Raw genomic sequence first — 13,964 nt, forward strand, 5'->3', positions numbered from 1 at the left:
GGCATGCGGTTCGGCACTGCCCGGCGAGTGCCCGCCCGGCCGGTGAAGGGCGGCGGCTTCGCCCCCCAGGCGCTCCGCGCCGTGCGGCAGTGGACCCAGCAGTTCGACGTCCCGCTGCTCCAGCTCACCCCGATCGACACGATCAAGCGGCTGGTGCTCAATCCGACCCAGCTCGGCACGGTGCAGGCCGCTCAGGGGCTGGTGGCGCGCACCGACTCCACCCGTCGGGCGCTGGAGCAGGGGTTCACCCAGATCGACGTTCGCGGCACCGTGGATTCCGCCCGGACGCTCGCCGACCGGTTGGCCGCCACCGATCCGCGGAAGCTCGGCCTCGATGGCACCCGCCAGGCGATTCAATCGGTGCAGGAAACTCTCAAGCACCTGGATCAGGCCAAACAGCAAGTGAACGGGTTGCAGCGGCAGGTCACCCAAGGCGTCCAGCTTCTCGGCACGGGCGTGCAGGGTCTGGATGAGGCCCGGCGGAAGGATTACGCGTTCGCCAGGTCACTGCTCAAGCTGCCCAGCTTTTCCGCCCCCGACATCGGCAACGCGTTCTTCGGTAAGGTGAGCATCGAGCGCTTTCAGCAGGCGCTCTATTGGACGGAGCTGGCCCGCCACTACATGCCACCGGGACTCCTGCCTCGGGAGGATCCCGGCCCCCAGCGGCTCCGGGCCGCCGGGAAGACCATCGGCTTTCCCAAGGAGCACACCTGGCCCGCGTTCCTGGTGCAGCTCGCCCAGATCGATTTTGCGATCGGCGGCGGCAACCCGCTGCGCGGCGCGTACCAGGCGAGTGTCCGGGGGCTCACCTCGACGCCCGCGCTCTACGGCAGGCCGATGACGGTGACCGCGCACCGGAGTGCCGCGGGGTCGGCCATCGCCGACATCGACGTCTCCGGCGTGATCAACCATCTCTCCTCGAGCCCGCGCGATTCAGTCGCGGCTCGGCTGCGCGGCGTGACGCTGCCGTCCTTCGACATCCCCGGGCTTCCCTTCCGGCTGGCGCCGGGGACCGGCGCCGCGACGCTCGCCTTCGCCCTCAAGGGAGATCAGCTCTTCGGGCGCTGGGGCATCGGCTCCAGCAACGTGGCCTGGGCGCTGGACAATGCGCGCGGACGCCCGCTCAACGACCTGGAGGGTCTGGTCTGGCGCGTGGTCTCCGGCCTCAAGCAGCTCGATGTCGATGCCCAGGTGCGCGGTACCATCAGTGCGCCCAGGTTGTCGGTGCGGAGCAATCTGGACGACGCGATCGCCGCCCGGCTCAAGGCCGTGATCGGCGAGGAGGTCGCCAAGGCGGAGGCGATGGCCCGCGCCAAGGTGGACAGCCTCGTGAGCGACAAGGTGGAGCCGGTGAAGCGGCAGATCGCGGCATTGCAGACTCAGGCGACCCAGCGGGTGAGCGGGCAGCAGCAGCAGCTCGACAAGGTGCGGGCCGACCTGCAGGCGCAGCTCAAGCGGCTCACCGGCGGACTGGCGCCGGGGATCACGCTGCCCAAGATCAAGCTTTAAACCCGGCCTCAGAAGTCGTAACGGACTCCGAGCTGCATCCGCCATCGGGAGCCGTCGACATCCAGCACCCGAAGCCTGGGCACCTGAACCGTGTAGATCCCTCGTCCCAAGGCCGGATCGTACCCGATCAATCGGAGCAACCTCGTGTGTTCGACCCCGCGAACCACGCCCCAGTGGCTGTTCAGCAGGTGGAGGAGGTTGAGCACATCCAGGGAGAGCTCCATGCGGTGCCCGTGCAGCGTGGGAAACAGCTTGGCAAATCGGGCGCTGGTGTTGTTCACCCAGGCATTCCGACAGCTGTTCCGCCGCATGATCGTCCCGCGGTGGTTCCGCAGGCAGGGCTCACGGTCAATAAAGGCGGCGAGCTTCTCGTAGGGCTCGGCTGAGGCAGGGATGAGGTTGCCCTCCTCGTCCCGCGCGGCGAGAGTCACATCCCCGCCCGGCCGGGGCTGCGCCGGGACGTAGACGATATCGTCGTCGCTGAAGCCGTCCGCGTTGGCGTCGCCCTCGATTGTGTAGGTGTACGGCCCGCCCGAGAGACCCTCATAGAACAGCGACATCCGGAAGCCGAGCGGCAGGTTCGTCGTGCCCAGAAGGGTGATTCGGTGCGGCACCTCCCAGGCCGCGGTGGCGATGCGGCGCCGATCGAGCGTTCCATCGAGTGGCGTATCACCGACGTCGGCGTCGGTATTGTCCTCGCTGGCGGACAACAGATCTCTCGAACGGCTATAGGTGTACGAGACGCCGAGCTCAGTTCCGTTAGGGAAGCGTTTCTGCAGCTGTGTCGTAAGCGAGAACGCCCGATTTGCCCTCGCGTTTCTCACCTGCATCACCGGCCCGAACTGATCCGTCACCCGATCCGGCCTTGCCGCTCCCAGGCTGTCGAGGGTGCCATACATCGCGCGGTTGCCTTCGCCGCTGGCCGCGGCGGGCGGCTTCAGATTGAGGTCGATCAGGTCGTACTGGTCGATCGCGCGGGTGTAGAGGAAGTCGATCGTGCCGACTACCCCCCAGGGCAGCCGGTGGTCGGCGCCGAGAGCCAGCTTGAGGTTGCGGGGGAAGCGGAACGCTGGGTCGAAGACGTTCACCAGCGGGCTCGCAAGGATGACCCCGCTGCCGCAGGTGGTTGGCTGATTGGTGGGATCTATCGTAAACGGAGGGACACTGCTGACCCCGACGCATTCGAGCGAGTACGCCTCCAATCCGGTGTGCGCGTCCACTTCCGCGAACCACTTGTAGGCGGGTCGACCGGCGAACAGTCCGACGCCCCCGCGCAGATACGTGCTGCCGTTGCCGGTGAGATCGTAGCTCAGGCCCAGCCGGGGCGACCACAGGGTGTGTCCGCTCGGGGTGGGAACATTGTCGAGCCTGAGCGGACTGCTCAGGAGCGAGACGTTGCGCACTGGTTTCCGCGATAGGAACGGCACGTCCATGCGCAGCCCGGGAGTGACGGTGAGACGTGGAGTCGGATTCCACTGGTCCTGGAAGTAGGTCCCAATCTGGGTCACCGTCGGATCGGACAGCGGACCGGAGGGGCGCGCTCGACCCCGCAGCGTCGCAGTGTAGGAATAGGGCAGCCCCTGCTCCAGCGAATCGAGGCTGCTGAAGGTCCAACCGGTATTGAAGAAGTAGTCGAGAAACTGCTGGCTGCTGAGCCGGATCAGCTCATCGTGGCTACCGAGCGTGAATCGATGCGACCCGGACGCGAAGGTGAGGTTGTCGGTCAGCTCCAGGATGTGTTGATCGGCGGCATCTGGAAATTGACACGCGCTACCCGCCGACAGCTGGCGTGCCTCGGCTTGCACGTAAATCGCAGGAAAGGCGCTTGCCGGCGAGCAGTGGAAGCGTTCACGCATCCGTGCCGCGATCAGCTCGTTGCTGTACCGACCTCCGAAGCTGGCGGTCCAGGTCAACCGAGTGGCGTGGGTCGTGACTGGTAGCGCGAAGACCCTGGAGGTGAGCGGGTAGAAGTCAAAGTTTCGATCCATCACGATGCGCAGATCGCTGTGGGAGTAGTTGTGCGACACCTCGAGGCGGCTGTTGACCCCCAACTGGAGCGTTACCTTGCCCAGGAGGTTTTCGGCTGGGATGCGGAAGGGGAACGCGCCGAAATCCCCAGCGTCCACGCCGTAGCGGTCTCGGAGAATCTCCTGAAAGCGAACGGCACTGGCGTAACTGATTCCCACGCTCTCGACGTTGTCTGGACTATCCGGCCGGATCAGCGCGGCATTCTCGGGAGCAATGCGACGCTGGATCCCGGCATCGACAAAGAAGGCGACTCGGTCGTGGACGAGCGGACCGCCCAGCGTCAGGCCCACTTCCTTGCTCTTAAATTCCGCGCCTCGGCTGCCGTCCGGATCCTTCCCCACCAGCCCAGTCTCCGAGTAATAGCTGGTGAGCGACCCCTCGAAATGATTGCCGCCCGACTTGGTTACCGCGTTCACCAATCCTGCGGCAAAGTTGCCGAACCGCACGTCGAAGGGTGCCGAGATGACCTGCAGCTCCTTGATCGCCTCGACGGAGAGGGTCCGAGCTCCGAACGCTTGCCCCGGCGTCCCGATGCTACCCAGTAGTGAGCTGCCCAGGAGGTCGTTGTTGGTCGCGCCGTCGATCTGCAGCCCGTTGAGCCGGTCGGGCTGTCCCGCGATGGACAGGCCACCGCATCCGAAGGCGAGAACGCTGGGGCGAGTACAGAGGACCTGCGGAGAGAGCAGCGCGAGTTGACCGAAGTCCCGGCCGGGCACCGGCAGTCGAGTCATGATCGACTCGCTGATGGTCTGCGCCGGCCCGGTGCGGCCGGGGTTGATCAGCGGGTCGAGCCCCGCCACGACGCCGACCTCGGGCAGCTGGTAGGCTGCCCTGCTCAGCGCAAAGTCGGCGGTGAGCCGCTGGCCGAGCGAGAGGAAGATGCCGGCGCGCTGGGCTGGCGCGAAGCCCACCGCATGCACTTCGACGACATACGGCCCGCCGACCGAGAGCTGGTCCAGGCCGTATCGTCCCTTTCCACGGCTCGTGGTCTGCCACCGCTCGCCATTAGCGGTGTTGGTGACGAGGATGCTGGCGTCTTCGATCGCGACGCTGTCGGGAGCCAGGACATGGCCCTGAATAGCAGCCCCGGTCACGCCCTGGGCTCGGATCGTGGCGAGCCCGAGGCAGCACTCGAGCGCTATCGTGAGAGGGACCTGCCTGAGAATGCGCTCTCGGGCCCCGGTCATCGCTGGCTCATCCCTTCGGACGCATCAGCTCCTGGTATGGCGGATAATCCCGCAAGGAGTCCAAATCCGGATCGATGTGAACGAAGTGGCGCTCGAGTCCACGCTGCAGAGCTCGCGTGAGGAGGTTGACCGCCTCGTCGCGACGTCCCTGCAGGGCGGCTACGCGGGCCAGGCCAAGCCACGCCAGGGCGAGGTCGTCATGCCTCGCCAGCCATCTCTTTTGCTCTGCGAGCTCAGCCCAATCCTTTCGACGGACCGCTAACGCGGCGAGAGCGGCATGCGCTCTGACATCGCTGGAATCCTCGGAGATTCTCCGGGCGTAGGCCGCTCTGGCGTCCTCCCAACGACCGGCGTAGTAGTGGGCGGTGAAGAGGTTCCAGAGACAGGGTCCAGCCTCGGCCTCGGCAGTCCGGGCCGGTCCCCGGCGAGCGACGATGTATTCGAGCAGGGCCGCTGCAGCGGCAGGAGATCCGTGCGCGCGGAGCTCGAGCGCGGCGCACTCGGCGCGGTCAAAGGTCGGACCCGTAGTGTCCCCGTGCTCGAGCCAGCCGCGGACCAGCCGCCGGACGGCCGCCGAGTCGCGCAGGCCAGCGAGCGCACGAGCGTCGGGGCTGTGGTCGATCCGGGCCGCGGTCTGTAGCTGCTTCCGGAATTCGCCCAGATCGTGGTAGGCGTACCCCACGAACCCCCAGTAGATGTTGCGCTGCTGGTCACTCAGGGGGACGTGCTCCGCGTCGAAACGCAGCAGAATGGCAAGGCCCTCGCGTGGACGGCCGAGCTCGATCGCGTTGATCCCTCCCAGCACCGTATACCCGACGGAGTGGGGGGCGGCCGCCAGCACGGCCTTGGCCGCCTCGACCTGGCCCTCCCTGTCGCGGTCACATTGAGCTTGCGAGTAGGCCAGAACCCCACGTTCGGCGGGCGGCAGCTGTCCCGCTTCGGGCTCGAGTGAGCGGGCAATCGAATCCACCTCGTCGCACAGACCCATAGTAGCGAGCGCATGGCTAAGCTGGACCTTCGCGCCGCTATAGTCGGAGTCCCTGGCGATGGCCCGATGCAGATGCTCTGCGGCCAGCTCACTTTTGAAGACCCAGAGGTCGTCCCCGGCGATGAGCATCTCCTGATAGGCGTCGTAGCTGGGCGGAACACTCGCCGCCTTCCAGTCCTCGAACCCCGAGCCGAACACCGTGGCGAAGCCGCCCATGACCCTCTGGCGGAGCGTCTCGATGATGCGAGTCTTCTCACCACTGGGTCCCACGACCGGCTCGAGCGACAGGACCAGCTTGCCGGAGGCAGCATCGACGAGCTGGGTCTCGAAGTGCAGGCTGTCCCCTTCGCGGTAATAACTGCCTCCCACCACCGTTCCCGCGCCCACTCGCCTGGCCAGTTCCCGACCCTGCGCCATGCCGGGACGGGCGGGCTGGCCGGCCTCAAGCGCGGTTGCACGGGCGTCGTACACCTCGTGCAGGAGCCGGGTGGCTGCCAGCCCACGAGCGATGTAGTCGACCGCGATGTCACCCACCGGGGCGAGTGCCGAGTCCCCGGTCTTGTTCTCGAAGCCGGCGACCACGACCTGCTTCGGATCCGTCTTCGGACTGTGGCGAGGCAGGAAGGCCACCGCCGCGCCGATGAGCGCCAGCGTCGCGGCACCGGTCCCCATCCACACGAGCTGCGGTCGTCGCGGTACCAGGGCCCCCGCTGGGGCCGCCGCCTGCGAGGCAGTTTCGATGGCGGTCGGGGCCGTGAGGGCGTCTCGGAACTCGGCGGCGCTGGCGAAACGCTCCGCCGGGTCTCGCGCCAGTGCCCGTGCCAGTACCCGGTCAACCCACTCCGGCACTTCCGCTCGGAGGCTCCGCGTCGCCGGCGGTTGCACTGCAAACCGGTTCTCCAGAATCTGCGATGCAGTCGGCCGGCCCCCCGACGGGTCTCCCACCAGCATCTCGTACAGCACGCAGCCGAGGCTGTAGAGGTCGGATCGGCCATCGAGCGCCCGGCTGCCGGCGGCCTGCTCCGGGCTGGCGTAGGCCAAGGTGCCGAGGGGTAGCCCCGTATCGGTGCGCAGATCGCCCTCCGGGGCTGAGCCGGGGGCGCCGACGGCCTTCGCCACGCCGAAATCACCGAGCAAGGCGTGCCACCCAGCCCCTGCACTCGTCGGGCGTGGCGGATACCCGGCGAGGAGGATGTTTTCCGGCTTGATATCGCGATGGATCACTCCGGCCGCGTGGGCAAACGCCAGCGCGTCGGCAATTTGCCGAGCGATCTCCAGCGCGTCGGAAACGGCGACCTGCTTCTCTCGCAGGAGCCTGCTGCGCAGCGATTCGCCCTCGACGTACGGCATGACGTAGTAGAGCAGACCTCCGGCCTGCCCGGAGTCGTAGAGTGGAAGGATGTGGGCATGAGAAAGCCGGGCCGCAATCTGGATCTCGCGCAGAAACCGCTCCGGCCCGAGCGCGCCCGCCAGGTCCGGGGGTAGCACCTTGAGGGCAACCCGTCGTCCGTGCTTGAGATCCCGCGCCAGAAACACCGTGCCCATACCCCCCCGGCCGAGCTCATGCTCGAACGCATAGCGGCGCCCGAGCGCCGAGGTGAGGCGGGGGTAGGGATCCGACACGAGCGGCCGTCCTGATTTGGGAGACTGACGAAAGATGCGGCCCGGGTGACCAAGCCGCCAGTTGTGGAGGAACTCCGACCGGTCGAGCGCCGCAGGTCGAGCACCGGGATGAGGGTCAGCAGGCGCGGTCGGCGAGCGCGCCCGGCATCAGAATGCGAGTCGGCCGGTCAACCTCCGATCGGACTCGGCGCCGCGAAGCCGTCCCCGTTTGCGGCCGTCAGGATCGGCGTCCCCTCAGTGTGGGCCGGTACCACGGTGAAATCCATGGGGAGGTGGGAACTCGAAATCAAAGATCTCATAGGTCGTGCGACATCTGCCGATTAGGGGCCGCTCGGCGGCCAAATTCACCGTGATAGACGCATCGACGGGGGTGGTGGATGCCGCCAGAGAGCTCGGCCAGTACAACGAGATCACTCCACCTGAGCGGAGCATACCTCGCCTTTGTGGCTGCTGAAGGTATGCGAGTCGGTGGCGCAGCCGGTCATGGTTCACCTGCCTCTCGATCATCGCCAGCTGGTGGGAAGATCGAATCCTGGGCTCGGCGCGAGCGTGAGGGCGGCTCCGCCAGAAATCGCGATCATTCGGATCTCGGGCGGCACGCTGGCCTCGCGAGTGGCGAACGCAATCGCCGCCCCATCGGGGGACCATACCGGCGCGCTTGGGTACACCGCCGGTCCGGTGAGGACCAGGAGGCCGCCGTCGGCACCGATGACGACCACGTTGTTCACATACGACGGGAACGTTCGCCCCGGCGCGCGCTGCCAGGCGGCGATCCTGGTACCGTCTGGCGACCACGCCGGCGCGGCAAAGGAGACGAACCCGCTGGTGGTATTCGTGCGATTCCTGAGTGCGGACCCGTCAAGCGCGATGGTGTAGATATCGTTGGCATATCTCTCGGCCAACGGATCGTATTGGCTGGACCGGCGTGCGAACGCGATCCTTGTCTCGTCGGGAGACCACGAGGGCTCAGCCCCTTCTGTCAGCGGGGTGGCCCCCGAACCGTCCGCGTTCATGATCCAGACCTGGCCACCGGCGGCATAGGCGATCCTGGTTCCGTTGGGGGACCACACCGGATCGGTCTCGTGCTCCGGCGTCCGGGTGAGCCGAACCGGGTGGGAGGCGTCGGCCTCCATCACGTAGATCTCCGAGTTGCCGTCGCGGATAGACGTGAACACGATCTTCGAGCCATCGGGCGACCAGCGGCCGGCCACGGCCTGAGCGTTTGGCGTGAGGTCGACAATTGCCGAGCCGTCCTCATTCATGCGATAGATCTCGGGAGTTCCGCTCCGGTCGCTGGTGAACAGCAGCTGACCGGTACCGGGGCCGGGCGGGCGCACGCAGACCACGTCGAACCGAGCGACGCCGGTGCCGCCCGTGATGACGACAGCAGGGAGAGGATTGAGTCCTACCACGGTGCAGTTCGCAGCGATGCCGATCAGGCGCAATATGTGACTGCCCCCACCCAGGCTCGAGACCAGGATTGAGGCACTCCTGCCGATCGGCCTTCCTGCCGTACCGTCCACCTCGACTCGGTAACCGTCGGGGTCGAGAGAAAGACCGGTGGTCGTGCTGAAGATCTCCAACGTTCCGGTCGCCGAGCATTCCACCGCAAACGTCAGGTCGGCCATCGTGTCCGGGGCAACCGTCACCCGCTCCGGATTGGCGCCGCTCACTGCGCAGTTCGGGGCAACGCCCGCGAGCTTCACCTCGTGGGCACCGGCTTCCACACCTTCCAGGGTGACTGAAGTACTGTTGCCAGGGAGCTCCACCGAGTCACCATCGAGCACGACCATGTATCCGTCGGCATCGAGCGAGTCTCCGGAAGTCGAGACACTGACCTGGACGCTGCCTGACCCTGGCTGGGTGAGGTCACTGCCGCCGCACCCCGGGAGAACGGCGCATGTAAGTCCGGTCGACAGCCACCCAACGAACCACGGCATCGAGAAACCCACGGGGTGGCTCATCGTGCCTCCGGAAGGGCCCAGGAATCGATATGTGGCTCAGGGGATACAGAGGACATCGAACGACACATTGACCGCTGCCCCGGCGATCACGGAGATCCTCTTCGGATTCGCCAGCCAGAAACCGCACCCGGGAGACATGCCGGTCAGTTTCACCGAGTGGGTTCCCGGTGCGACTTCGGAAAAGATGACCGTCTCGGCGGTGCCGATGGCGCGAGCGGTCCCGCCGTCCAGAGAGACCGAATACCCATCGGGATCGGTGAAGGTTCCACTGGTGTGGGTCGTGACCACGATCCGACCCGCCGAGAAGGACGTGCAGATCACCTCGAACGTGGCTCCGGCGGTGTCTCCCGGGGCCACTGACAGCTCCAGCGGGTCGACGCCGGTCACCGAGCAGTTACTCGCCAGGTCGCCAAGCGACAGGGTATGGGTGCCGGCGCCCCGGTCCAGCCTGAGCGTGGTGTCCGGCTCCACTGGCTGGCCCGGTTCTCCATCCAGGTAGAGCCCGTACCCATCGGGGTCGGGGTCCCCTCCGCTGGTCACAACGCTGATTTCCAGCACCGCCCAGGCGGCGCAGTGAACGCCAAATGTCACTTCGACCGGTCCCTCACTGGCGACAACCACATTCTGTGGGTTGGAAGTGGTCAGAGAGCAGTTAGCCGCGACATCGGCGAGCCTGAGCGAGTGGGTTCCTAGAGCGATCCCCGTGATTTCCGAGGTGCCGTTGCTGGGGGACGTCAGTACTGGAGTGTCGTCGATGCGGATAGCGTAGCCGTCCGGGTCGAGAGCCTCGCCCAGGGTTCTCGTGACCACCGCGACGCTTCCGCTGGTGGGCGGCGGAGGGGGTGGCAGGGGCGCCGTCGAGTTGTCGGCGCCACAGGCGGCGATCAGCGAGCAGCTTAGGATAGCTGAAAGGGGTCCGAGCTCCCACCCGGGTTGACGCGGCCGAAGAATTCTCGTGAGTCGGGACATGGTGGCTCCATCCCCTCATTGGCCCAGCGGCTTGCCGTGAGGAATCAGGGCGCGTATATGCTAGGTTCCGGCGGTCAATCCCCGGTCAATAAGGAGTCAACTGCAGAGCCATGCTCCGGCTGCGCACCTTCGGTGGGCTGTCCCTGTCGCGTGGGGCCGAAAACCTCACCGGCGCCGTCACCCAGCGGCGGCGGCTGGCGATCCTTGCCCTGCTCGCCGTGGCTCGGGACGGCGGACTCAGCCGTGACAAGCTGCAGGCCTGCCTCTGGCCCGAGTCGGATGCCGAGCGGGCGCGCCATGTGCTGAACCAGCTCCTCTATGCGCAGCGGAGGCAGCCTGGCCAGGAGGCCCTGTTCGTAGGGAAAAAGACGCTCCGGCTCAATCCCGAGGTGATCACGACCGACGTGGCTGAGTTCGAGGAGGCGCTGACTCGGGGAGCTCTGGAGGAGGCGGTCGCCCTTTATGGGGGGCCATTTCTGGATGGATTCTTCCTGAAGGACGCGCCGGAGTTCGAGCGCTGGGTGGACGGCCAGCGCAACCGCCTGGCGCGACAAGCCGGGGCCACGCTCATCGCGCTGGCGAAGCGTGCAGCTCTGAATGAGGACGATCCAGGCGCGCTGGCATGGTGGCGTCGCGCCGCCGATCTCGACCCGCTGGACTCAACCGTCGCGCTCGCGCTGGTCCAGACGCTTGCTCGGCTCGGCGATCGCTCCGGCGCGCTTCGACACGCCCGCCGACACGCCCAGGAGCTCGCGGCGCAGCTCGGTGTGCCGCCCGACCCAGGCTGGCGGGAGATCATCATTCAGTTGGAGGGGTGAACCCACTGGCTGGATCTCCCGGGACGCGTATGATTAGGCGTCCTCTTCCGATTGTGGAGTCCCGATGCGCATCGGAGTTCCCAAAGAGACCGCTCCCGGCGAGCGGCGGGTCGCGCTGGTGCCCGATTCCGTGGCGCGGCTGGTCAAGGCCGGGCACGAGGTGCTGGTGCAGCGCGGAGCGGGGGAGAGCGCCTACTATCCGGACCGGGACTACGCCACCGCCGGCGCCACCCTCGCCGAGGACGCGCCGGCGGTGTTGGGGCAGGCCGACTTGGTGCTCAAGGTCCAGAAACCCTCCGCCGAGGAGGTGGGCGCGCTTCGGGCCGGCAGCACGCTGGTCAGCTTTCTGGCGCCGGCCGCCAGCGCCGAGCTGCTGGCCGATCTCGCCGCCCGCAACGTCACGGCGCTCAGCATGGAGCTGGTTCCCCGGATCACCCGCGCCCAGTCGATGGACGCGCTCTCCTCCCAGGCCACGGTGGCCGGCTACCAGGCGGTACTGCTCGGCGCCACCCGGCTGCCCCGGTTGCTCCCCATGCTCACCACGGCGGCTGGCACCCTGGCCCCGGCCAAGACCTTCGTCCTCGGCGCCGGGGTCGCCGGGCTCCAGGCCATCGCCACCGCGCGAAGGCTGGGGGCGATCGTCTCCGCGTTCGACGTCCGGGCGGTGGTCAAGGAGCAGATCCACAGTCTCGGCGCCAGCTTCGTGGAGGCGGAGCAGGTGAGCGCGGAAGGCCAGGGCGGGTACGCTACCGAGCTGGCCCAGGAGCAGCAGCGCAAGGTGCTGGAGGCCGTCGGCCGCCACATCAAGGACATGGACCTGGTCATCACGACGGCGCAGATCCCCGGCCGCCCGGCGCCGCGCCTCATCACCGAGGAGATGGTCGGCTCGATGCGGGCTGGCTCGGTCATCGTGGACCTGGCGGCGGAGACCGGGGGGAATTGCGACCTCACCCGCCTGGGCGAGACCGTCGTCGCCCACGACGTCCGGATCCTGGGGCCCGCCAATCTGGCGAGCTCGCTGCCGCTGCATGCCAGTCAGATGTACAGCCGAAACCTGCTGACCCTGCTCCAGCACCTGCTCAAGGACGGCGCGCTCGTGCTCGACCTGGCCGATGAGATCACCGGCGCCATGGTCGTGGTCCACGAGGGCGAACTCCGGAGGAAATGAGATGTCCGGCACCGCCATTATCGAGCTCTACGTATTCGTGCTCGCCGGTTTCGTCGGGTACCTGGTCATCACCAAGGTGCCGCCGCTGCTGCACACGCCGCTCATGTCCGCCACCAACGCCATCTCGGCGATCTCGCTGGTGGGCTCGCTGGTGGCCGCCGGCGCGGACCGGAACCGGGTCAGCACCATCCTCGGTTTCGTGGCGGTCACCGCGGCCACCATCAACGTGGTCGGCGGCTTTCTCATCACCGACCGGATGCTGAGGATGTTCAAGCGGGAGGACAGCCCGCCCCAGGTCAAGCCGTGACGGCGCGGGAGCTCTTCATCCAGGCCACCTATCTGGCGGCCTCGGTCCTCTTCATTCTGGGTCTCAAGAGTCTCACCCGCGCCGACCGGGCGCGGCGGGGGATGAACCAGGCCGCGGTAGGCATGCTGCTGGCGATCGTGGGCACGCTGGTGAACCACGAGATCGTGCGCTACGACTGGATCATCGCCGGCCTCCTAATCGGCACGGTGATCGGCTATCCCCTCGGCATGTTCGTGCCGATGACGGCGATGCCGCAGCGGATCGCGATCTCTCACATGTTCGGCGCACTCGCGGCCACCCTGGTGGGCATCGCGGAGTACTACACGGCGATGTCGCACGGCGGGGTCGAGGGCCCCAAGATGGCCGCGCTCGGGTTCGAGGTGGTGTTCGGGGCGCTCACGGTGAGCGGGAGCTTCATGGCGTTCGGCAAGCTCCAGGAGTTCATCACCGGCCGGCCGGTGACCTACCCGGGGCAGAACCTGGCGAACATCGGCCTCTTCGCGCTCACCCTGGCGATCTTCGCCTTTCTGATCGTGCATCCGGGGCACCCGGCGCTGTTCTACAGCATGGTGCTGTTCAGCTTCGTCTTCGGCTTCCTCCTGGTGCTCCCCATCGGCGGGGCCGACATGCCGGTGGTCATCTCCCTGATGAACTCCTACGCCGGGCTGGCCTCCGCGGCCACCGGCTTCGCCATCGGCAATAACGTGCTGATCATCGCCGGCGCGCTGGACGGAGCCTCGGGCTTCATCCTCTCGATCATCATGAGCAAGGCGATGAACCGCTCCTTCGGCAACGTCCTGTTCGGCGCCTTCGGGAGCGCGGGCGGACTGGCCTCCACCAAGACCGCCACCGGGTTGACGGTGCGTCCGATCTCCATCGAGGACGCGGCCATCCAACTGGCCTACGCGCAACACGTGATCGTGGTGCCGGGGTACGGCCTGGCGGTGGCCCAGGCGCAGCACCAGGTCCGGGAGCTGGCGGACCTGGTGGAGAAGAACGGGGGCGACGTGAAGTACGCGATCCACCCCGTCGCCGGCCGGATGCCGGGGCACATGAACGTGCTGTTGGCAGAGGCCAACATTGCGTACGACAAGCTCAAGGAGATGGAGGAGATCAACGGCGAGTTCGCCCACGCCGACGTGGCCCTGGTCATCGGGGCCAACGACGTGGTGAACCCGGCCGCCCGCAGCGACCGCTCCAGCCCGATCTACGGCATGCCTATCCTCAACGTGGACCAGGCGAAGCATGTCATCGTGATGAAACGGAGCATGAACACCGGATTTGCCGGTATCGAGAACGAGCTGTTCTACGACCCCAAGACTTCCATGCTGTTCGGCGATGCGAAGGCGTCCCTCACCAAGCTGGTGGCGGAGGTCAAGAACGTCTAGCCGCGGCCGAGGATC

At 67.0% G+C, this 13,964-nt stretch carries 9 protein-coding genes; 5 read left to right on the forward strand and 4 right to left on the reverse strand.

Features of this window, described 5'->3' with window-relative positions:
• Nucleotides 1-1,509 (forward strand): hypothetical protein (locus tag VHR41_00585; protein HEX3232659.1); only part of this gene is annotated, 1,509 nt, incomplete at its 5' end.
• 8 nt (nucleotides 1,510-1,517) lie between these two features.
• Here VHR41_00585 and VHR41_00590 read toward each other — a convergent pair.
• From VHR41_00590 to VHR41_00605, 4 genes are all read right to left on the reverse strand, one after another.
• Entirely contained in the window at nucleotides 1,518-4,724 is a 3,207-nt protein-coding gene (locus VHR41_00590; GenBank protein ID HEX3232660.1) for a TonB-dependent receptor, read from the reverse strand.
• Between the two features lie 7 nt (nucleotides 4,725-4,731).
• Nucleotides 4,732-7,335 carry a serine/threonine-protein kinase gene (locus tag VHR41_00595; GenBank protein ID HEX3232661.1) on the reverse strand — a complete coding sequence of 868 codons (2,604 nt, stop codon included), beginning with the start codon at nucleotides 7,333-7,335 and terminating at the stop codon, nucleotides 4,732-4,734.
• A 503-nt stretch (nucleotides 7,336-7,838) separates the two neighbouring features.
• The gene (locus tag VHR41_00600) at nucleotides 7,839-9,299 is read right to left on the reverse strand and encodes a hypothetical protein (GenBank protein HEX3232662.1); all 1,461 of its coding nucleotides are present in this window, start codon (nucleotides 9,297-9,299) and stop codon (nucleotides 7,839-7,841) included.
• Between the two features lie 36 nt (nucleotides 9,300-9,335).
• On the reverse strand, nucleotides 9,336-10,109 hold the full coding sequence (locus tag VHR41_00605; GenBank protein ID HEX3232663.1) for a hypothetical protein: 774 nt from the start codon (nucleotides 10,107-10,109) through the stop codon (nucleotides 9,336-9,338).
• 269 nt (nucleotides 10,110-10,378) lie between these two features.
• On the opposite strand from VHR41_00605, the gene VHR41_00610 reads away from it, so the two are divergent.
• The 4 genes from VHR41_00610 (at nucleotide 10,379) to VHR41_00625 (ending at nucleotide 13,949) form a co-directional block, all read left to right on the forward strand.
• Nucleotides 10,379-11,086 (forward strand): BTAD domain-containing putative transcriptional regulator, encoded by a 708-nt coding sequence (locus VHR41_00610; protein ID HEX3232664.1) that lies wholly within the window; start codon nucleotides 10,379-10,381, stop codon nucleotides 11,084-11,086.
• A 64-nt stretch (nucleotides 11,087-11,150) separates the two neighbouring features.
• Nucleotides 11,151-12,254, forward strand: a complete 1,104-nt coding sequence (locus VHR41_00615; GenBank protein HEX3232665.1) for a Re/Si-specific NAD(P)(+) transhydrogenase subunit alpha — start codon at nucleotides 11,151-11,153, stop codon at nucleotides 12,252-12,254.
• A gap of 1 nt (nucleotide 12,255) precedes the next feature.
• Nucleotides 12,256-12,561 carry an NAD(P) transhydrogenase subunit alpha gene (locus tag VHR41_00620; protein ID HEX3232666.1) on the forward strand — a complete coding sequence of 102 codons (306 nt, stop codon included), beginning with the start codon at nucleotides 12,256-12,258 and terminating at the stop codon, nucleotides 12,559-12,561.
• A complete protein-coding gene (locus tag VHR41_00625; protein ID HEX3232667.1) occupies nucleotides 12,558-13,949 on the forward strand; it encodes an NAD(P)(+) transhydrogenase (Re/Si-specific) subunit beta in 1,392 nt (463 codons plus the stop codon). The genes VHR41_00620 and VHR41_00625 overlap by 4 nt, the downstream gene beginning before the upstream one ends.
• Nucleotides 13,950-13,964 lie beyond the last annotated feature (15 nt).

Source organism: Gemmatimonadales bacterium, from assembly GCA_036265815.1.
GTDB lineage: Bacteria > Gemmatimonadota > Gemmatimonadetes > Gemmatimonadales > GWC2-71-9 > CAVVWJ01.